The organism is Actinoplanes sp. ATCC 53533 (assembly GCF_003947245.1).
The window spans coordinates 58,964-79,092 of record NZ_QHHV01000013.1 but is presented as its reverse complement, the minus strand read 5'-3'; the positions used below and the strand labels follow the sequence as shown (position 1 = coordinate 79,092).

At 71.0% G+C, this 20,129-nt stretch carries 17 protein-coding genes; 9 read left to right on the top strand and 8 right to left on the bottom strand.

Annotation, left to right across the window (positions count from 1 at the left end):
* Positions 1–119: 119 nt before the first annotated feature.
* Both DMB66_RS04935 and DMB66_RS04930 read left to right on the top strand, forming a co-directional pair.
* Complete coding sequence (locus DMB66_RS04935) at positions 120–1,823, top strand: YncE family protein (RefSeq protein WP_233624314.1); 1,704 nt, start codon at positions 120–122, stop codon at positions 1,821–1,823.
* Positions 1,820–3,004 (top strand): hypothetical protein, encoded by a 1,185-nt coding sequence (locus tag DMB66_RS04930; protein ID WP_125802796.1) that lies wholly within the window; start codon positions 1,820–1,822, stop codon positions 3,002–3,004. Before DMB66_RS04935 ends, DMB66_RS04930 begins: the two co-directional genes overlap by 4 nt.
* 51 nt (positions 3,005–3,055) lie before the next feature.
* Here DMB66_RS04930 and DMB66_RS04925 read toward each other — a convergent pair whose 3' ends face one another.
* From DMB66_RS04925 to DMB66_RS04900, 6 genes are all read right to left on the bottom strand, one after another.
* A complete protein-coding gene (locus tag DMB66_RS04925) occupies positions 3,056–4,927 on the bottom strand; it encodes an EAL domain-containing protein (protein WP_125802795.1) in 1,872 nt (623 codons plus the stop codon).
* Positions 4,924–5,493 carry an RNA polymerase sigma factor gene (locus DMB66_RS04920; protein ID WP_125802794.1) on the bottom strand — a complete coding sequence of 190 codons (570 nt, stop codon included), beginning with the start codon at positions 5,491–5,493 and terminating at the stop codon, positions 4,924–4,926. Before DMB66_RS04920 ends, DMB66_RS04925 begins: the two co-directional genes overlap by 4 nt.
* 205 nt (positions 5,494–5,698) lie before the next feature.
* Positions 5,699–6,613 (bottom strand): RimK family alpha-L-glutamate ligase, encoded by a 915-nt coding sequence (locus DMB66_RS04915; RefSeq protein WP_233624313.1) that lies wholly within the window; start codon positions 6,611–6,613, stop codon positions 5,699–5,701.
* A gap of 30 nt (positions 6,614–6,643) precedes the next feature.
* Positions 6,644–7,927 (bottom strand): ABC transporter permease, encoded by a 1,284-nt coding sequence (locus DMB66_RS04910; protein ID WP_125802793.1) that lies wholly within the window; start codon positions 7,925–7,927, stop codon positions 6,644–6,646.
* Positions 7,924–8,613, bottom strand: coding sequence for an ABC transporter ATP-binding protein (locus DMB66_RS04905; protein ID WP_125802792.1), 690 nt, complete (start codon positions 8,611–8,613; stop codon positions 7,924–7,926). The genes DMB66_RS04910 and DMB66_RS04905 overlap by 4 nt, the downstream gene beginning before the upstream one ends.
* A complete protein-coding gene (locus tag DMB66_RS04900; RefSeq protein ID WP_125802791.1) occupies positions 8,610–9,572 on the bottom strand; it encodes an efflux RND transporter periplasmic adaptor subunit in 963 nt (320 codons plus the stop codon). The genes DMB66_RS04905 and DMB66_RS04900 overlap by 4 nt, the downstream gene beginning before the upstream one ends.
* A 374-nt stretch (positions 9,573–9,946) precedes the next feature.
* On the opposite strand from DMB66_RS04900, the gene DMB66_RS04895 reads away from it, so the two are divergent.
* From DMB66_RS04895 to DMB66_RS04870, 6 genes are read left to right on the top strand one after another with little or no spacing between them, the layout of a single operon-like run.
* Positions 9,947–11,383, top strand: coding sequence for a gamma-aminobutyraldehyde dehydrogenase (locus tag DMB66_RS04895; RefSeq protein ID WP_233624312.1), 1,437 nt, complete (start codon positions 9,947–9,949; stop codon positions 11,381–11,383).
* A 10-nt stretch (positions 11,384–11,393) separates the two neighbouring features.
* The gene (locus DMB66_RS04890) at positions 11,394–12,518 is read left to right on the top strand and encodes an ABC transporter ATP-binding protein (RefSeq protein WP_125802789.1); all 1,125 of its coding nucleotides are present in this window, start codon (positions 11,394–11,396) and stop codon (positions 12,516–12,518) included.
* A 41-nt stretch (positions 12,519–12,559) separates the two neighbouring features.
* On the top strand, positions 12,560–13,771 hold the full coding sequence (locus DMB66_RS04885) for a spermidine/putrescine ABC transporter substrate-binding protein (RefSeq protein ID WP_125802809.1): 1,212 nt from the start codon (positions 12,560–12,562) through the stop codon (positions 13,769–13,771).
* Between the two features lie 4 nt (positions 13,772–13,775).
* A complete protein-coding gene (locus DMB66_RS04880) occupies positions 13,776–14,639 on the top strand; it encodes an ABC transporter permease (protein WP_125802788.1) in 864 nt (287 codons plus the stop codon).
* Complete coding sequence (locus DMB66_RS04875; RefSeq protein ID WP_125802787.1) at positions 14,636–15,427, top strand: ABC transporter permease; 792 nt, start codon at positions 14,636–14,638, stop codon at positions 15,425–15,427. The genes DMB66_RS04880 and DMB66_RS04875 overlap by 4 nt, the downstream gene beginning before the upstream one ends.
* Before the next feature lie 2 nt (positions 15,428–15,429).
* Positions 15,430–16,821 (top strand): FAD-binding oxidoreductase, encoded by a 1,392-nt coding sequence (locus DMB66_RS04870; protein ID WP_125802786.1) that lies wholly within the window; start codon positions 15,430–15,432, stop codon positions 16,819–16,821.
* Here the strand turns inward: DMB66_RS04870 and DMB66_RS04865 are convergent.
* The gene (locus tag DMB66_RS04865; protein WP_125802785.1) at positions 16,818–17,882 is read right to left on the bottom strand and encodes an LUD domain-containing protein; all 1,065 of its coding nucleotides are present in this window, start codon (positions 17,880–17,882) and stop codon (positions 16,818–16,820) included. The genes DMB66_RS04870 and DMB66_RS04865 overlap by 4 nt on opposite strands.
* Positions 17,883–18,034: 152 nt before the next feature.
* Here DMB66_RS04865 and sigJ point away from each other — a divergent pair, with 152 nt between their 5' ends.
* A complete protein-coding gene (gene sigJ / locus DMB66_RS04860; RefSeq protein ID WP_125802784.1) occupies positions 18,035–18,946 on the top strand; it encodes an RNA polymerase sigma factor SigJ in 912 nt (303 codons plus the stop codon).
* Between the two features lie 18 nt (positions 18,947–18,964).
* Here the strand turns inward: sigJ and DMB66_RS04855 are convergent, their stop codons facing one another.
* A complete protein-coding gene (locus DMB66_RS04855; RefSeq protein WP_233624311.1) occupies positions 18,965–20,125 on the bottom strand; it encodes a M20 family metallopeptidase in 1,161 nt (386 codons plus the stop codon).
* Between the last annotated feature and the right edge of the window lie 4 nt (positions 20,126–20,129).

Here is a 20,129-nt window from a genome sequence, read left to right as displayed (position 1 = left end):
TGCGCCGCCCCCGGCCGGACCCACCGGTTTGATCGCCAGATGCCAATTTTGGGCTGAGGGTTTCGTCGATGCCGATCGTCACGCAGAATGACACCGGGGACACTATGAGTGAAAAAACTTTGCCGACGCAGGTACTGACCGAGATCGACAGTTCGGTCCGTGAGACTCGCCTGAAGGGTGTGGGCGAGCTGGAGCGGCTCGCGAACGGTACCGATCTCGCGATGGCCGCCGCGGCCCGGCACACGCTGATGCGGCTGACCCAGGAGGACAGCCGTAGCGTCGCCGCTGCCGCCGCCGCGGCGCTGGAGCGGACGACCGTGCGCCTGGTTCCCGACCAGATCCACTTCGGCCAGGTCAGCGCGGGTACGCCCCGGCTGCTCGCGGAGGTCCTGGTCGAGGGGCCGCCGCTCGCCGTGGCCGCCGCCGTCACCGTCTCCGGGCCCGGGCTGCGCGCCGTGCTGGCCGGTCGCCGACTGCGGATCGCCTGGCTGCCGGCCTCCGACTGGCTCGACGGCACCGTCACCGTCCGCGGCCCGGCCGGCTGGGCCGACGTCCGGGTCACCGGCCAGGTCGCGGCGACCTTGCCGCCGTCTCAGGTCGAGATCGAGGAGCTTGCGGCGGTCGACGATCTCGGCGCGACGCGGATGACCGTATTGTCCGCTCCGGCGAAACGCCGGCAGGCCCGCGGAACGGTGCTGCTGGCCGCGCTGGCCGCCGGCGTGCTGCTCGGCGGCGCGGGGGTCGCGGTGGCGCTGAACCGGGGCGAGCAGCCCGACCCGGCCCCGGTGGTCGCGTTCGGGCCGCTGCCTTCGACGGCGCCCGCGACGACGCCCACCACCGCGGCGGCGCCCGCGCCCGCCGGTATCGTCCGCGTCCCGCTCGCCCAGGGCGTGGCGAGCGTCGCCAAGCCGGCCGTGGTGGGCACGATCCGCGTCGGCGCCGAGCCCGAGGGCGTCATGGTCTCGCCGGACAGCCGCACGGTCTACGTCGCCAACCAGAATTCCCGCATCCTGTCCGTGGTGGACGCCGCCAGCCGGCGGGTGACCACGATACGGATGCGCAACACCCCCCGGTTCGTCGCCACGTCCCGCGACGGGCGCCTCGTCTTCGTCTCCATGTACGAGAAGGACATGTCCGGCAGCGGCGTGGCCGTGGTGGACGCCGCCAGCCGCAAGGTGCTCCGGCACCTGAGCACCGGAGTGCAGCCGTTCACCCTGGCCGTCGGCCCGGACGGCCGGATCTGGGTTCCGATCCACAGCGCCGGCCGGGTCGAGATCTACAGCGCCGACGGTCACCGGGCGGGCGGCCGGGTCAAGGTGCCGCCCAATCCGCATGCGGTCGCCTTCTCCGAACGGCTGGGGCGCGCGTACACGGCGAACCACGAGTCCAACGCGGTCTCGATCATCGACACGCGCACCGACCGGCTGGTGAAGTCCGTTCCGGTGAGCAAGTCGCCGCACAGCATCGCCGTCTCGCCGGACGGCAGGCGGGTGCTGGTCGCGGGCTACGACGCGAACACCGCCGACCTGCTCGACGCGGCCAACGGGCGGCGGACCGGGCCGTTCCGGGTCGGCAAGCAGCCGCAGAGCGTGGCCTTCGCCCCCGACGGCGAGCACGCGTACGTGGTCAACGAGGGCGACGATTCGGTGTCCGTCCTGAACGGGCGCACCGGCGCGGTGACCGCGACCGTGCGGGTGGGTGGCAGCCCGCGGACGATCTCGGTCTCGCCCGACGGCCGCCTGGCGTACGTCACCAACGGCGCCGACAACACGATCTCCATGCTGCGGATCAGCGCGCAAGCCGGAGACAGGGGACAGCGGTGACCTCCGCGGGGTGGATCGCGCTGGCGATCGCCGTGTTCGGTGCCTTCTGTTACGCCGCCGGCTCGATCCTGCAGTCGGTCGGCGCCCGGCGCAGCAAGGGCACCGTGCGCGCCCTGGGCCACCCGCTCTACCTGATCGGCATCGTCCTGGACCTGGTGTCCTTCGCCGGGTCGATGGTCGCGCTTCGCGAACTGGCGGTGTACCTGGTCGAGTCGGTGCTGGCCGGCTCGCTCGCGATCACCGTCGTGGCCGCCCGGATCTTCCTCAAGGCCCGGCTCCGCCGCCGGGACGTCGCGGCGGTGGTGGTCTCCGTCGCCGCGCTGACGGTGCTGGCCATGTCGGCCGGGCCGCAGGAGAGTGTCACGGCGACGAACGGGCTCCGCTGGCTGCTCTGCTCGGCCGCGGTCGGCCTGGCGGTGATCGGCTGGGGCACGGCCAAGACCGGCCGGCCCGGTCCCGTCGCGGCGCTGGCGGGGCTCTCGCTCGGCGGTGCGGCGCTGGCCGGCCGCGCGCTGCCCATGCCCGAGCAGGAGATGCAGACCGTGGGCTCGGCGGCGCTGCACATCGCCACCGAGCCGCTGGTCTGGGCGCTGCTGGTGTTCGCCGTCGGCGGCATGCTCATGTACACCCACGCGCTGCAGCACGGCAAGGTGGGACCGGTGACCGCGGTGCTCTGGATCGCCGAGGTCATCGCGCCCTCCGCCGTCGCGCTGGCGATCCTCGGCGACGCGGTCCGCCCCGGCTGGGAGCTGGCGGCCGCGATCGCCGGCCTGGTCACCGTCGGCGCGGCCGTCCTGCTGGCCGGCGCGTCCGTGGAAGACGAGAGCTCCCGCCCGCCGGAAGCCATCACCGCCGCGGCCCCGCGCCTGGCACTCGCGGCGGCGCCGCACCCGGCCCGCGTCCGGCAGCACGCCGAGCGGGTCATCTGGTGGGGGGCGCCACCGATCTGGAAGCCGCCGGCGCGGGCGGCCGTCGCCGCGCGGCCGATGGCCGAACTGGAGTGGAGCCCACCGCCCCGGGTGGCGCCGATCTGGGCCCTTCCGCAGACGCCGGACGCCGACGCGAACGACATCCCCGGGCCGGTGCGCCGGCCCGCGCCGCGGCCGGTGCCGGTGGATGCCGCGCCGGCCCGGCTGCGGCAGGTGGACCGCCGTCCCTGGCACGACATCCAGGCCGGATAGGCGCATCGGACAGCCCGCTCGGGAGGGCCGTGCAGCGCCTTTCGGCCCCGGTCACCTGGCAGCCTGCTCCTGCGCCGGGAACAACTCCAGCTCGATGGAGGGAGCCGTGCGCCGGCCCACCACGATCAGCTCCGGTTCGCCGACGTGGAACCCCTGGGCGAAGTCGACGCCGTAGCTCCGCAGCAGGTCCAGGGTGGCGTCGTCCTGCACGTACTCGGCCGCGGTGAGGATGCCGAGCCGGTGACAGGTCTGCACCAGCCCCTCGACGACCGCCTGCAGCGCCTTCGAGCGCGGCAGGTCCTGAATGAAGCTGCCATCGATCTTGACGAGGTCGACCGGAAGCTGCGTCAGGAAGCTCAGCGGCGTGTTACCCGTCCCGAAGTCGTCGAGAGCCAGCTGGCAGCCGAGGGCCCGGACCCCGTCCGCGAAGCGCCTCGCGATCGTCAGGTTGCCGATGGCCGCGGTCTCGGTGATCTCGATGGTGAGGCGCTCCGGATTGACCCGGTGACGTGCGACGGCATCGCGGATGTGGTCGATGAGCAGCGGATCGGCCAGCGAACGGCCGGAGATGTTGACCTGATAATGCGACGTCTGTGAGCCCTCCCCCACCAGGCGCAGCGCATTGTTGATCACCCACTTGTCCACCGCCAGGATCTCGTCGACGTGCTCGGCCAGCTCGAGGAAGGTCGACGGTGGTGCGGGCCGGCCGACATCGTCCAGCACCCGCAGCAGGATCTCGTGCCGGGTCGTCTGGTTGAGTTCGAGATCCCGCAGCGGCTGCGCGTAGAGGGCGAAGCGGCTTCCCTCCACCGCCGCCCGGATTCCCGCCCGGGCGATGTCCCGGCGCTGGGTGGTCGACGGCGGCTGCCGGAGCACATAGAGCGGGGCGTCCTGGGACTTGGCCTGCCGCCAGGCCGTCTCCGCGTCGAACAGCAACTCGATGCTCTCGATCGGCATGCGGTAGTCGTAGTGCACCAGGCCGCCGAAGGCATCGAGCCGGGACGAGGCGGCCAGGTAGCGGGTCGCGCGCAGCCTGTTCAGGATCTCTTCGGCCTTCAGCTTCGCGGTGTCGACCGTGGTGTACGGCAACAGCACGCCGAACTCGTGCCGGCCCAGCACTCCGCAGGCGTCGGCGGGCCCCACCACCGACCGGATCACCTCCGCCGCGGCGGCGCTCAGCCGGTCATCGCGCCCGGAGTCGGCGTCCGTGCTCCGGCGGATGTACGGCGGCGCGGACACGACCAGCAGGGTCCCGGTCCCCGTACGCAGCGCGCGGCCGACCTCGTCCGCGAAGCGCCGCCGGGTCAGCAGGCCGGTGACCGGGTCCAGCTCGATCAGGTCCTGCTGCACCGTGCCACCGCGCAACAGGCGACGCGCACGCTCCTGGCGCGCCTTCTCGACGACGGTGACGTCCTGCCCCGTGGCGATGACGCCGGTCGCCTGCCCGTCCTCGGTCACCACCTCGATGGAGCAGTGCACGTAGGCGGTCACCCCGTCGGGCTTCACGACGCGGAAGCCGGCCTCCTTCTCCTCCTGGTCACGCCAGGCGGCCCGGACCTGCCGCCGGACGGTCGCACGATCCCTGGGATGAATCATCGAGACCAGGTGCGGCAGCGACGGCGGGACCTCGCCGGGCGCGTGGCCGAGGATTCTCGACATCTCCGGCGACCAGTCGATCTGCGGGCCGGGCCGGAACCAGCTGATCGTGCCCAGCTTGAGCAGCTCGGCCGAGCGCAGGATGCGCTTGCTCTCCCGCATGGCGACCGGGTCCCGCAGGTCGACGTCGCTGGTGATGTCGACGTTCGCCGCCAGCCGTTCGGCGTATTCGCGCTCGATGTGGCCGGCGATGCGGCGGGCCCGGGCCTCGTCCAGCTGCGTCGGCACCTGCTGGGCGGTGAGCGCGAGGAGGTCGTCGAGGTTCATGTCCGCCTCCGCGTGCCGGGCTCGTAGGAAGCGCCCTCGGCCAGCTCCTTGAGCTTCCTGCGGGCGGCCGACTTGTAGGTGCGGACCGTCGTCAGCGCCAGCCCGAGTTGCTGACAGATCTCCTCGTCGGTGCAGCCGTCGGCCGCCAGCGCGAGGACAGCCCGCTGCCGGGTCGGCAGCCGGCGCAGCAGCTGGCGCAGGATGAATTCCGCCTCCCACTGATTCGACGGGTCGGCGAGCGGCGCGGGGGCGATGTCGTCCAGGCCCACCACCTCCAGGCGCCGGCTTCGCAGCAGGCCGAGCAGCTTGTACCAGGCCGTCTTGTGCACCCACAACAGCGGCCGTTCGTGGTGCTTGACCACCTCCCACTGCGCGTAGGCGACGATCAACGCCTCCTGGAACGCGTCCTCGACCAGGCCGGGGTCGTCGCAGACGCGCTGCAGGAACTTCTTGATCCGCCCCTGGTTGTCCCGGATGAACTGCACCAGGGACTCGTCGGTCGCCGCCGGCCGTCGTGGTGCCCCGTCCTCGGGCAGCGCCCGAGCTGCCGAGCCCTCGATCATCATCTATCCCCTGACGTCACCCACAGTCCTATATGTAAGTCAGCGGAGACGACGTTCGGTAAGTGTCGATCAGAGAAACTTTTTCGCGGATTCCCAGCCCGCGCGCCCCACCAGCGGAAACCCTACAGAGGCGCGCACACTCGGCACAGTCAGTGACTATCCGTAGCCTTCTCGCTACGAAAATCGGTGACCTCGCGTAATCGTCCTACTACTGCCGGCAGCGCTTCCTGACGGCCTCGACGAAGTGGGTGACGGCCTCCGGCGCGATGCGGACGAAGTAGGCGGGCTCGAACAGCTCCACCTCGATGATCTCCGGCGCGCCGCCCGGGTGCGCCGCGATGTCCACCCGGGCATACAGCGGACGCCCGGCGTCCTCGCTGAAACCCTTGCGGGCCGCGATATCGGCGATGGCGGCGATCGCCCGGCCGCCCAGTTCGATCTCCGCCCGGGACGGGTCGGCGCGCGTGATGTGCTCGGTGTACTCGCCGCCGAGGTAGCCGCCGCCGGGCAGCAGGATCGGTCCCTTGTGGCAGGCGTACGCGTAGTCGCCGTTGAAGTAGAACAGGGCGTTCTCGCCGTGCTCGATGACGTGCTCGGCGGCGGGCTGGATCATCGCCGTCTTGCCGCCGGCGATGATGCGCTCCGCCAGGTCGAGGGCGCGCGGGTCGTCCGGCCGGAACAGGCCCGTGTCGCGCGAGCCGGCCGAGACCGTGGGCTTGACGACGATCCGGCCGGGGGCGAGCCCGGCGATCGCCGTCGCGGCCTCGGCGGGCGTCGTGCAGAAGGTGTACGGCACACACGCGATGCCCCGCGCGCGGAAGTCGTCGAGGTAGCGCTTGTCGATGTTCCAGCCGATCAGGTCCGGCGCGTTGAGGATGCGGGTGCGGCCGGCAGCCCGCTCCAGCCAGCCGGTGAACTCGGCGTACCGCTCCGGGTAGTCCCACGGTGACCGGACGACCAGCAGGTCGAAGGCCGCCCAGTCGACCGACGGATCGTGCCAGACCGGCGCGCCGGTCTGGAAACCCGCCTCGGCGAGGCCCCGCAGCAGCGCGCCGCTGTCCTTGTCATGGTCGCGGACGATGTCGGTGTCGGTGGTGAGCAGTCCGATGGTCAGTTTGTCCACTGGTGCATTGTCCGGTGATCGACGGCCCGGTCAAGCCCGCATGACGGTGGCGATCGGGATGCCGGCGGCGCGCAGGGCCGGAACGAAGCCGCCCAGGACGCCGGCGACGAGCCCCGCGATGATGCCGGCGATGCCCGCTTCCCACGGGAACTGCATGTCCCGCAGGAACGGCTCGGAGTCGCCGAGCACCACGGAGACCGCCTTGAGGCCGGCCGCGCTGACCCCGATCGCCACGGCGGCGGTGAACAGGCCGGTCAGCAGGGTTTCGGCGAGCACGATGCCGGCCAGCAGCATCCTCGGCGTGCCGACGGCCCGGCGCAGGGCGAACTCCTCGACCCGCTCCCCCACGGTGGCCAGGCCGACGTTGAGGATGCCGGCCACGCCGATCAGCAGGACCAGGCTCGCCATCGCCAGGAACACCAGGCGGAGCAGCTTGAGCTCGCTCTCCATCTGCTTCTTGGCGTCGACGGTCTCGATCCAGGTCTCCGAGCCGATCCCCTTGAGCTTCGCGGTGAGCACCTGCTGGACCGGGCTGCCCTGGGACACCAGCACCTGCATCTCGCCGCCGGTGTTCGGGTCGGCCAGGTTGGCGCTCGGCAGCCAGGTGGTCAGCTCGTCCAGCCGGACGTAGGCGCGCGGCTGCATGTCGCCGTCGTCGACCACGCCGACGAACTGCGGGGTGATGTTCGCCGCGGCGCCGCCGATGCGCATCTCGGCGGGCACCTTGTACCGCTCGAAGCCCTTGGCGGCCTCGAGGTTGACGACGAGCCGCGGTGCCATCGACGGCATCGTGGCGAACTCCAGCCACTGTCCGGTCTGCGGGCGCAACGGCCGGAACGGGCGGACGTCGGCGGTCATCGCGGTCAGCCGTACCTCCACGGCCTGGCCCGCCGGCGCGACCGACTCGGCGGGCTCGCACGGGCCGTTCCCGTAGCAGACCATGCCGCCGCCCCAGTCCTCGTCGAACGGCGAGGCACCCGGGTTGACCGGCGTGACGTTCGGTTCGCCGATGATCGCCGAGAGATTGAGCATCGCCACGGTGTCGGACCGGTCCTGCACGGTGTCGAGCACGACAGCGGTGGCCTTCGGCTGCATCGGCAGCCCGATGATCGTGGTGCCGTCGACGGCCGAGGTGAGCTCGATGTCGGAGAGCAGCGCCCGGTCCGCGATGCTCGCGCCGGCCTGCACCACGACCACGGCGAGCACACCGAGGAAGAGACTCACCATCGACAGCAGGGTGCGCGTCTTGCGGGCGCGGATGCCCTGCAGCCCGATGATCAGCGCCGATCGGAACCGGCCGGACAGCCGCCTCACGCGTTCACCCGCTCGGTGAGGACGCCGTCGACCAGGTCCAGGGTCCGGCCCATCCGGGCCGCGTGGTCCCGGTCGTGCGTCACCAGCACCAACCCGCAGCCCCGGGTGGTCGCGGCCAGCAGAGCGTCGATCACCGCGGTGCCGGTCTCGGTGTCCAGCGCGCCGGTCGGTTCGTCGGCGAGCAGCACCTTCGGCTCGCGGACCAGGGCCCGGGCGATCGCCACCCGCTGCTGCTCACCACCGGACATCCGGGCCGGCCGGTTCTTCGCCAGGTGCGCGATGCCGACCTGCTCCAGCGCCTGCAGCACGCGGGCCCGGCGCGCCCGCCGGGGCAGCCAGCCCTGGCCGTTGACCAGCGCCATGGAGACGTTCTGCGCCGCGGTCAGGTGCTTGAGCAGGAAGAAGCGCTGGAAAACGAAGCCGAAGTGCGAGCTGCGCAGCTTCGCGGCCTTGCGCTCGGGCAGCCGGCTGATGTCCTGGCCGTCGAGCAGGTAGCTGCCCTCGTCGGGCCGGTCGAACAGGCCCAGGATGCTGAGCAGGGTGCTCTTGCCGGAGCCGGACCGGCCGACGATCGCCACGCTCTCGCCCGGGTGCACGGCCAGGTCGACTCCGGACAGGATGGTGCGCGGCTGCTGCTGGCCCTTGAGCACCTTGGTGATGCCGGTCAGTTCGATCAGCGCGGTCATCCCACGGCCCCGGACGGCTGGTCCTCGGGGTTCTGGCCCTCGGGGGCGGCCGGCAGGTTGGGTCCGGGGATCGCCACCGTCTCGCTGCCCTTGAGGCCCTTCTTGATCTCCACGACCTTGCCGTCGGTGAGGCCGAGGACCACGTCGACGGTCTTGCGGACGCGGTCCGGGCCGACCACGTCGACCTTGCCCTTGCCCTGCGCCCCGGCGACCGCCTCGACCGGCAGCACCAGCACGTCGCTGGCCTTGGCGGTGACCATCTCCAGGGTGACCGCGGCGCCGTTGATCAGCTTGATGCCCTTGGCGGTGGTGCAGACCAGCCGCAGGCCGGTCGACTCGGAACCCTCGCCCCCACCGGTCTGCTGCTGTTCGGTCTCGGTCTCGGGCTCTCCGGTGGCGCCCGGGGCGGGCGAGGCCGGCGGCGGCTCCGGAATGGTCCCGGCCGGCAGGGCCGCGATCGTGCCGAGCGGCTTGCAGGGGAACGGACCCGGCCCGTTCTTGATCTGGCCCTGGACGGACTTCGCCGAGCCGGAGATCCGGTACGCCAGCGCGCTGTCGATGTCCGCGACGACCGCATACCCGGCGCGGGTGGCCGAGATGACGGGCATCCCGGTGGTGACGGTGGCCCGGTCCTCCAGCAGCCGGCCGGCCAGGATCGAGTTCTTCGGCATCAGCACCTTGTGCGGCGTGCCGTGGTCCCAGACCGTCGCCACCCAGGTCGCCTGGGTGCTGGCGGTCTTCGAGGGCTGCCGCTGCACGTAGCGCAACTCGCCGTCGGCGGGCGCGACGATCCCGTAGACCGCGTTGATCGCGACCTTGCCGTTGAGGCTGATCTTGTTGGTGAGGTCCTGGCGGGTCGGCTTGACCGTGGTCAGCACGGTGCCGCGCGGCTCCAGCCCGGGCGTCTCGGCCTTGTCGTCGGTCCCCGAGCAACCGGCCAGTGCCGCCACGACGGACATCCCCAAAAGCACACGCGGCAGCAGCCTGCGTCCGTCCACCGGTTCCCCTTAGCTGATCGTCGTGAGACCGCGACCGCCCAGAGATGAACTCCGATCCGAACGGCGCTCGCAGACGGTACATGGGGGAGGCAACACGGACGGGTCCGAACCGGCGGGCACCGCGACGCCTGGACCAGGGACGCCATCCTGCGGAAACCGGGCTTCCCCGGGCGACTAGCGCCGGAATGCGTGGTTGCGCCTCGGCGCACGCTCCTGATTCCGTTTCGGTCTTGCAAAATCCTTCGGATTCCCTTGTCTTTAGGTCTACGGCTATGTCAAGGTCCACCTCTTCGTGTGGGGGCCGTCACAGCCCCGGGGCGGGAGGTCCGAATTCCGTGAGCACCGACCTACCGGTCCTCCGCAACTTCGTCGGCGGGTCCTATAGCGATCCCGCCGACGGCGCGACGTCGGCGGTCGTCGACCCCTGCACCGGGGAGGCGTACGCGTACGCCCCGGTCTCCGCCGCCGGGGATGTCGCCGTCGCGATGACGGCCGCCGAGGCTGGCTTCGAGGTCTGGCGGGACAGCACACCCGCCGAGCGGCAGCGCGCCCTGCTGCGGATCGCCGACGCCGTCGAGTCCCGAGCCGACGAGATCATCACCGCTGAATGCCGCAACACCGGCAAACCGGTCGAGGCCACCCGGCAGGAGGAGATGGCGCCGCTGCTGGACGAGTTGCGCTTCTTCGCTGGGGCCGCCCGGATGCTGGAGGGCAAGTCCGCCGGTGAATACCTGCGCGAGCACACCTCCTGGGTCCGGCGCGAGCCGATCGGAGTCTGCGCCCAGGTGACGCCCTGGAACTATCCGATGGTCATGGCCGTGTGGAAGTTCGCGCCCGCCATCGCCGCCGGCAACGCCGTCGTGCTCAAGCCCGCCGACACCACACCGGTCAGCACCCTGCTGCTCGCGGAGATCGCCGCCGAGTTCCTGCCGCCGGGCGTGCTCAACGTCGTCTGCGGCGACCGGGACACCGGCCGCGCCCTGGTCGTGCACCCGACCCCGCAGCTCGTCTCGATCACCGGCTCCACCCGGGCCGGCATGGAGGTCGCCGCCGCGGCCGCCGCCGACCTCAAGAAGGTCCACCTGGAGCTGGGCGGCAAGGCTCCGGTGATCGTCTTCGACGACGTCGACATCGAGGCGACCGCCGCCGCCGTCGCGGGTGCCGGCTATTTCAACGCCGGGCAGGACTGCACCGCCGCCACCCGGGTGCTGGTGCACGGGCGGATCGCGGCGGACTTCACCGACGCGCTGGCCGCCGCCGCCAAGGACACCCGGGTCGGCGGCCCGGCCGACCCCGACGCGTACTTCGGGCCGGTCAACAACGCCGCCCAGCTGAGCCGGGTGCGCGGCTTCCTGGACCGCACGCCGGAGCACGCCCGGGTGGTGGCCGGCGGGCGGCGCATCGGCGACCGCGGCTATTTCGTCGAGCCGACCGTGGTGGCCGGCCTGCGCCAGCGCGACGAGATGATCCAGGACGAGATCTTCGGCCCGGTGATCACCGTGCAGGAGTTCGACGCCGAGGACGCCGCCGTGCGCTGGGCCAACGACGTGCGCTTCGGCCTGAGCGCGAGCGTGTGGACCCGCGACCACGGCCGGGCGATGCGGGTGTCGCGCCGGCTGAACTTCGGCGCGGTGTGGATCAACACCCATCTGCCGTTCGTGTCGGAGATGCCGCATGGCGGTTTTGGCCACTCGGGTTACGGCAAGGACCTATCGATGTACGGGTTCGAGGAGTACACCCGGATCAAACACGTGATGAGCCACCTGGCCTGAAGAGGTAAACATGACCACTGGTGTCGAACCGGACCCCGGCCAACCGGCCATCGAGCTCGCCGGAGTGCACAAGGACTATCTATCCCATGGCGAGACGGTGCAGGCCGTCCGCCGCCTGGACCTGTCCATAGCGCAGGGTGAGTTCTTCTCGCTGCTGGGCCCCTCGGGCTGCGGCAAGACGACCACGATGCGGATGATCGCGGGTTTCGAGGAGCCCAGCGGCGGCACCGTGCTGCTGGACGGCAAGGACGTCACCCGCGTCGCGCCGAACAAGCGCGACGTGAACATGGTCTTCCAGTCGTACGCGCTGTTCCCGCACCTGAACGCGTACCAGAACGTGGCCTTCGGGTTGGAGCGCAAGAAGGTCGACAAGGCCGAGATCCGCCGGCGGGCCGGCGAGATCATGGAGATCGTCTCGCTGACCGGCATGGAGAAGCGGGCCCCGCGCGAGATGTCCGGCGGCCAGCAGCAGCGGGTGGCGCTGGCCCGGGCCCTGGTGAACCGGCCGCGGGCGCTGCTGCTCGACGAGCCGCTCGGCGCGCTCGACCTCAAGCTGCGGATGCAGATGCAGGTGGAGCTCAAGCGCATCCAGCGCGAGGTCGGCATCACCTTCGTCTACGTGACGCACGACCAGGGCGAGGCGCTGACCATGTCGGACCGCATCGCCGTGATGGACGCCGGCCGCATCGACCAGCTCGGGTCGCCGCGGGAGATCTACGAGCGCCCGGCGACCCGCTTCGTGGCCGGCTTCATCGGCACGTCGAACCTGCTCGACGGCCGGGTCGAGAGCCTGTCGGGCGAGGTGGCCGTGCTGAGCTACGGCGAGGGCGAGCGGGTGCTGGTGCCGGTGAGCGGGGCCATGAAGGTCGGCGACAACCTGGAGGTCTCGGTCCGGCCGGAGAAGATCGATCTGTCCCGCGAGGCACCCACCGCCGCCGGCATCAGCGTCCTGTCCGCGGTGGTGACCGAGGTCGTCTACCACGGCACCTCGACCAACTACACGGTCAAGACCTCGGCCGGACCGGACCTGGTGGTCTTCGACCAGAACGCCTACTCCGCCGAAGACCTCGCCGAGCACGGCGACACGGTGTACCTCAGCTGGAGCCCGCAGCACTCTTACCCGATCGGAGTCTGATCGTGCAGTCGAACCTCCCCGACCCCTCCCTGGTGCGCGGCCTGACCCAGCGGCGGCTCGGCCGGCGTGACGCGTTGCGGATGTCCGGCCTGTCGGCGTTCGCCATGGCGCTGGCCGCCTGCGGCGTCAAGGGCACCGGCTCGACCGCGCCGAGCGCTCCCGCCCCGGACGCGGTGGCCAAGTACTGGGCCGGTAAGACCAGCAACGGCAAGGTGGACTTCGCCAACTGGCCGCTGTACATGGACCCGAAGCAGCCCGAGCTGAAGAAGTTCACCGCGGCCACCGGGGTCAAGGTGAACTACCAGGAGGTCATCCAGGAGATGGGCCCCTGGTTCGCCAAGGTCCAGCCGCAGCTCGCGGCCGGTCAGTCGATCGGCTACGACCTCATGGTGATCACCAACGGCATCCAGTTCAAGCAGTTCGTGGACTCGGGCTTCCTCGCCCCGCTGGACCACAGCAAGCTGCCCAACTACGTGGCCAACGCCGACAAGTCGTACGCCGACACCGCCTACGACAAGGGCAACGTCTACTCCGTGCCGTGGACCTCCGGGATCACCGGCATCGCGTACGACCCGAAGAAGGTCACCCGGCCGATCACCAAGCTGGCCGACCTGTGGGACCCGGCGTTCAAGGGCAAGGTCGGCATGTACTCCGACACCCAGGAGCTGGCCAACTTCGGCCTGATGGCGCTCGGCATCGACCCGGCGAAGTCGACGCCGGAGGACTGGAAGAAGGCCGCCGCCAAGCTCAAGGAGCAGAAGAGCGCCGGCATGGTGCGCAACTACTACGACCAGAGCTACGTGGACGCGCTGGGCAAGGGCGAGGTGTGGATCACCCAGGCCTGGTCCGGCGACATCTTCCAGAAGAACGTCTCCGACGGCACGGACTTCAAGTTCGTGATCCCGGAGGAGGGCGGCACCATCTGGACGGACAACTTCGCCATCCCGATCACCGCGCAGAACCCGCTCGACGCGATCAAGCTGATGGACTTCTTCTACGAGGTGGCGAACGCGGCCACGCTGGCCGAGTACATCAACTACGTCTGCCCGGTGCCGGCCGCGCAGGAGCAGATCAAGAAGGACGCCGCCAAGCTGTCCGGCGACGACAAGGCGGCCATGGAGGCGGTCGCCACCAGCCCGCTGGTCTTCCCCGCGCAGAGCGACTACGCGAAGCTGCACTACTACGTCGACTTCAAGACGGTCGCCGAGCAGCAGGAGTTCCAGAGCATCTTCGAACCGATCGTGCTGGCCTGAGCCCGTGTCCCGCTCACGGCGTGTGCTCGCGCCCTACCTGCTGATCCTGCCGGGCGGCCTGTGGCTGCTGCTGTTCTTCGTGATCCCGATGGTGACGATGCTGTCCCTGTCGCTGCAGCAGGGCGACGTGGTCTCCGGCTACGTCTTCACCGGCCACTGGCAGACCTACGTGGACGCCATCGGCAACTACCGCACGCAGCTGGTGCGCTCGCTGATCTACGGGGCGATCACCACGATCATCCTGATCGTGCTGGCCTTCCCGGTCGCGTACTGGATCGCCTTCTACGGCGGCCGGCGCAAGCCGACCTACCTGTTCCTGTTGCTGCTGCCGTTCTTCGTCTCGTTCGTGCTGCGCACGATCTCGTGGCGATACATCCTCACCGACGAGGGCATGCTGCTCGGCCCGCTCAAGGACGCCGGGCTGCTGGCCGACGACTTCAACATCCTGGGTACGCCGACCGCGGTGATCTTCGGCCTGGTCTACAACTTCCTGCCGTTCATGGTGCTACCGATCTACGTGGCGCTGGAACGCATCGACCCCCGGGTGGTGGAGGCGGCCCGCGACCTGTACGCGGACCCGCCCACCGCCTTCCGCAAGGTGATCTTCCCGCTGGCGCTGCCGGGGGTGTTCGCCGGCGTGCTGATGACCTTCGTGCCGGCCAGTTCCGACTACGTCAACTCGGCGGTGCTGGGCAGCTCGTCCACCACGATGATCGGGCAGGTCATCCAGTCGCAGTACCTGACCAGCTCCAACTATCCGACGGCCTCGGCCCTGTCCTTCACGCTGATGGCAGTGCTGCTGGTCGGCGTCTTCGCCTACGCCAGGGCGCTGGGCACGGAGGACGTCATGAAGGTGGCGGCGCGATGAGGCTCCGGCTGACCGGCGGGCGGGCCCTGCACATCTACACCTGGGCCATCATCGCGTGGCTGACGCTGCCGGTGCTGGTCATGATCGTGTTCGGCTTCAACGACACCCCGGGCCGCTACAACCAGACCTGGGAGGGCTTCACCGTCAAGTGGTACGGCCGGGTCTTCGCGCTGGACGAGCTGACCCAGGCGCTGGTCATCTCGCTGCTGGTCGCGGTGGTCACCGCGGTCGTCGCCGGCGCGCTCGGCACCGGGATCGGCTTCGCGCTGGGCCGCTACCGGTTCCGCGGCTCGGGCACGGTCAACCTGATCATGTTCGCCACCATGTCCTCGCCCGAGCTGGTGATGGGCGCCTCGCTGCTGACCCTGTTCGTGTCGCTGGGCGTGGGACTCGGCGCCGTGACGATCACGATCGCGCACATCATGTTCTCGATCTCGTTCGTCGCCGTGGTGGTGCGGGCCCGGGTGCTGACCCTGGACCGCTCGATCGAGGAGGCGGCGGCGGACCTGGGCGCCAACGCGTGGACAACGTTCTGGCGGATCACCTTCCCGATCATCCTGCCCGCGGTGATGTCCGGCATGCTGCTGGCCTTCGCGCTGTCCATCGACGACTTCGTGGTCAGCAACTTCACCGCGGGCACCACCACGACGTTCCCGCTGTGGATCTGGGGCGCCACCCGGGTCGGCCTGCCGCCGCAGGTCAACGTGATGGGCACGCTGATCTTCCTGGGCGGCGTGCTGATCGCCGTGGCCACCAGCGTGCGATCGCGCCCGCGGAAACGTTCCTGAGCATGACGGCGCGCGCGCTCGCCGACGCGGTCCCCGAGCCGTACTGGCTCGCTCAGGCGGGTGCGCCGCCGGCCGCGGATCCGCTGGACGGCGTCGACTCGGCGGACCTGGCCGTGGTGGGCGCCGGCTACAGCGGGCTGTGGACGGCGCTGCTCGCCAAGGAACGCGACCCGGGCCGCGACGTCGTGGTCGTCGAGGCGGGCACGGCGGGCTGGGCGGCCTCCGGGCGCAACGGCGGCTTCTGCTCGGCCAGCCTCACCCACGGGTTCGACAACGGGCTGAGCCGCTTCCCGGACGAGATGGACACCCTGGAGCGGCTCGGCCGGGCGAACCTGGACGGCATCGAGCAGGCCGTCCAGCGGTACGGGATCGGGTGCGACTACGCCCGCACCGGGGAGCTCATCGTGGCGAGCGCCGACTGGCAGGTGCGGGAGCTGACCGCGTACCAGGAGGAGGCCACCGCCCGCGGCCTGGACGTCCGGCTGCTGGACCGCGACCAGGTCCGGGCCGAGGTGAACTCGCCGACCTACCTCGGCGGCGTCTGGGACCGCACCGGCTGCGCGATGGTCGACCCGGCCCGGCTGGTCTGGGGCCTGCGCCGAGCCTGCCTGGAGCTGGGCGTGCGCATCTACGAGAACTCCCCGGTCGAGCGGATCGGCGCGGCCGGCGGCGGGCTGCGCCTGCACACCTGGCGCGGCCGGGTGGACGCGGCGCGGGTCGCGCTGGCCACCGGGGCGCACGGCAACCTGCTGCGCCGGCTGCACCACTACGTCGTCCCGATCTACGACTACGCGCTGATGACCGAGCCGCTGACCGCCGCGCAACTGGCGAGCGTCGGCTGGCGGCAGCGCCAGGGCGTGGGTGACGCGGCCAACCAGTTCCACTACTACCGGCTCACCGCCGACAACCGGATCCTGTGGGGCGGCTACGACGCGATCTACTACCGGGGCGGGCGGATCAGCCCGGAACGCGACCAGCGCGAGGCCACCTTCGAGGTGCTGGCCGAGCACTTCGCGCAGACCTTCCCGCAGCTCACGGACGTGCGTTTCACGCACAAGTGGGGCGGCGTCATCGACACGTGCAGCCGGTTCAGCGGCTTCTTCGGTACGGCGCACAGCGGCCGGCTGGCCTACGCCGTCGGATACACCGGGCTGGGCGTGGGAGCGACCCGGTTCGGCGCGAACGTGATGCTGGACCTGCTCGGCGGTTCGCGAACCGAGCTGACCAGGCTCAAGATGGTGCGTAGTAAGCCCATGCCGTTCCCACCGGAACCGGTGCGCTCCGGGGTGATCGAACTGACCCGCTGGTCGATCGCCCAAGCGGACGCGCACGAGGGCCGGCGCAACGTGTGGCTGCGCACCCTGGACAAGGTCGGCCTCGGCTTCGACTCCTAATATCCGATGGCCTCGCGGAGCAGCAGCACTGTGCCGCGACCCGGGCGGGTTTCCGCGTTGAGGATGAGCAGGCGGTTGATGGCGCTGGGCGTCCCGTAGACCGCCTGGGCACGAGCGTTCTCCAGCGGGAGGGCGTGTTCCTCGACGCGGCTCAGCGCCGTGCTCAGGTCGGGCACCACCTTCTGCGCGCCGACGATCCAGACCGTGTGCGCGGCGCCGCCCGCGTTGGCGGGGAGTTGGCTGCCGCTGCCCGAGGCGAGAACGAGCGAGCCGGTCTCGGTGACCGCGGCGACGCTGTTGACGACGAACTCGGGGCTGGCGACCAGCCTTCGGATCTCGTCGGCGCCGGTGGCCCGGTCGATGGCCAGGACGCGCGGCCTGATGGCGTCGTACCGGCCGCCGGTGTTGATGTCCTCGTCGATGCCGGACAGCCGGAGGGTCTCGCTGGCTCCGGTGAACACGCTGGCGCCCTCGGGGATCAGGTCCTTGACGCGGGCCCGCGCGGCCGCGGCGTCGTCGAGAATCTCGGCGGCGAAGCCGTTGGCACGCAACGCGGCGGCCACCCCCGCCAGCCGTTCGGCCGATGCCGGGACGGCGAAGGACGCGGCTTGCACCGGGTCGGTCCCGTCGGGTGCCGCGCCCGCCAGCGGGGAGGTGTCGAGATACCTGACCTCGTATACCCGCTCGGCGAACCGCCAGCCCGCCGCGGTGCGCTGGTAGCGGTCGTGGTAAACGGCGTAATTCAGACCCTGGCGTCCGTCGAGGGTGCGTACGAGTTCCTGGATGTAGGCGCGACCGGTCGCGGTGTCGCCGTCGAGCAGGATCGTGCCGGGGTGTGTGGTCTGCACGAAGAAGTCCCACTGGCGCTGCAGCCGCTCGCCCCCGGCGAGGATCGCCTCGCGGCCGACCTGCTCGACGGGGATGTTGGGCATGCGCAGGGCGCCGTCCGGGGTGAACAGCGCCGCCAGGCGGGGTCGGTCGCGCATCATCGCCGCGTCGGTGAACTCGCCGCGCAGTGCCTCGATCTCGACGCGGTCCGCGATGGCCTGGAAGTCGTTCATGGGTGTCTCCTGTCTGTCCTTGTCGTCGTCCTCACCGATACGACAAAGCAGCCCGCCGGAATGTGAGCCGACGTGTCTCCTCACATTCCGGGAGGCTGCGTTGTCGTATCGGGTAGGGGGCACAGCAGCGAGCGAGGGAGACTGGCCAGACCATGGACACCGGAGCCGAGCCCGGCGACGTTCAGAGCGAGCGGCGCCGGCTGATCAACCTCGCCTATCGATTCCTCGGCTCCCTCGCCGACGCCGAGGACGTCGTGCAGGAGACCTACGCCCGCTGGTACGCCATGCCCGCACGGGAGCAGCAGGCCATCGAGTCGCCCGGCGGCTGGCTGGTCACGGTTGCCAGCCGCATCTGCCTGAACCTGCTCGGCTCGGCGCGGGCCAGGCGGGAGACGTACGTGGGCGACTGGATCCCGGAACCGCTGCCCGAGCCCACGGAGTGGATCACCGGGCGCTCCGGCGCCGCCGGGGGTGACCCGGCCGACCGGGTCACCCTCGACGAGTCGGTGACGATGGCCTTCCTGGTCGTCCTCGACGCGATGACCCCGGCCGAGCGCGTCGCGTTCGTCCTGCACGACGTCTTCCGCTATCCCTTCGGCGAGGTCGCCGAGATCGTCGGCCGCACCCCGGCGGCGTGCCGCCAACTGGCCTCCTCCGCCCGCCGTCGCGTCCGCACCGCGCAGGCCCCGGCGGGCCCGACTGCCGAGCAGGCCACCATCGTCAGGCGGTTCAAGACGGCGTGGGAGGCCAAGGACATCGACGCCCTGATCGGCCTGCTCGACCCCGACGCCATCGCGACCGCCGACGGCGGCGGGCTGGCCGTCACCCACCTGCACCCGATCGTGGGCGGTGCGCAGATCGCACGTTCCTACGCCGAGATCGCGCGCCTGTCGGGCGACCGCACGACGTTCCTGGAGTGCACGGTCAACGGCCTGCCCGGCTTGCTGGCACGGCAGGACGGCACCCTCGCGACCGTGTTCGCCTTCGAGATCGCGGGCGACCGGATCAGGCGCATCTGGGCGGTGCGAAACCCCGAGAAGCTCCGGCCCTGGCGGATCGGCTGAGGAGCGACTCGGACACCCCTAACCGCGGGTGCGGGTGGCCAGCCAGCCCGCCATCGCGCGGACGCCGTGGCCGATGGCTCGCTCGTCCGGCGTGAACGAGCCGAAGTGTGGATAGCTGGTCTCGATGGCAGCGCCGGGCGCCCGGACGCCGAGGAAGGTGTACGTGCCCGGAACCCGGTCCAGAAACAGCGCGTAATCCTCACCGCTGAAGGGGATCGCGGCGTGCATCGCGGCCACCCGGTCCCGGCCGACCGTCCGGTGTAGATATCGCTGGAGCGCCCGGCCTTCGCGCTCGGGACAGACCATGGCGGGAAACGGGTCCTTCGGGAAGGCCACCGAGGCCCCGCCACAGGAACGCGCCAGGCGACGGATGTCCTCGCGAACCGCGACGTGCCGCTCCTCGGGCCAGCAGCGGTAGGACACCTGGACCTCGGCGCGGTCCTCGCTCTCGACGCCGGCCCGCATGAAGACGAACTCGGCCAGGGGGCCGTCCGGCGTCTGGACATCCGCCACGATCCGGTCGAGGTCCGCGGGGGAAGCGGGGCGGGGCACCGTGCCGAGCGCGCCGATCGCCACGGCGAGCCGCCGCGCCCGCGCCATCGCATCGGCACCCGTGAGCGTGATGACGCCGCGATCCTGGCCGGGAAGGCCGAACCCGGGGGTGACGAGGAACTGGCCGACCGGGAAGGGGCCGCAGTGCAGGGCGTGCATCTCCGCCGGACGGACGCGGGCGAGCACGCCGGCGTCGAGCATCGCGGCGGCGCCGGTGAGCGTCTCCTCGGCGGGCTGGAAGACGAACGCCACGGTGCCGGCGAGCCGGTCACGCAGGCGGGCCAGCACCTCCGCGACGCCCACGCCGATGGTGGTGTGCAGATCGTGTCCACAGAGGTGGGCCGCCTGCGTGCCGCCGCCTATCTGCTCGTCCGGCGCCACCGCGTCCATGTCCGCCCGGTAGGCGATGGTCCGGCCGCGGCGAGCACCGGCGAGGAGTCCCACCACACCGTGCCCGCCGACGCCGGTGGTGACGTCGAGGCCGGCCGCGCGCAGCCGCCGCGCCACCACCCCGGCGGTCCGCTCTTCCCGGCCGGCGGTCTCGGGATGCCGGTGGATGTCCCGGCGCAACTCGATCAGCTCGCTGTCGAGCCGGGACGCCACGGCGTCCACCGATCTCTGGTCCACCGGA

Coding starts and splice junctions, on each gene's coding strand:
- DMB66_RS04900 (WP_125802791.1), bottom strand. CDS start 9,572: ATGTCCGTCGTGGCGGCACTGGCCGGTTGCTCGGGGACCGACGACAAG.
- DMB66_RS04925 (WP_125802795.1), bottom strand. CDS start 4,927: ATGAACCTCGACGACCTCCTCGCGCTCACCGCCCAGCAGGTGCCGACG.
- DMB66_RS04870 (WP_125802786.1), top strand. CDS start 15,430: ATGACGGCGCGCGCGCTCGCCGACGCGGTCCCCGAGCCGTACTGGCTC.
- DMB66_RS04890 (WP_125802789.1), top strand. CDS start 11,394: ATGACCACTGGTGTCGAACCGGACCCCGGCCAACCGGCCATCGAGCTC.
- DMB66_RS04920 (WP_125802794.1), bottom strand. CDS start 5,493: ATGATGATCGAGGGCTCGGCAGCTCGGGCGCTGCCCGAGGACGGGGCA.
- DMB66_RS04875 (WP_125802787.1), top strand. CDS start 14,636: ATGAGGCTCCGGCTGACCGGCGGGCGGGCCCTGCACATCTACACCTGG.
- DMB66_RS04865 (WP_125802785.1), bottom strand. CDS start 17,882: ATGAACGACTTCCAGGCCATCGCGGACCGCGTCGAGATCGAGGCACTG.
- DMB66_RS04905 (WP_125802792.1), bottom strand. CDS start 8,613: ATGACCGCGCTGATCGAACTGACCGGCATCACCAAGGTGCTCAAGGGC.
- sigJ (WP_125802784.1), top strand. CDS start 18,035: ATGGACACCGGAGCCGAGCCCGGCGACGTTCAGAGCGAGCGGCGCCGG.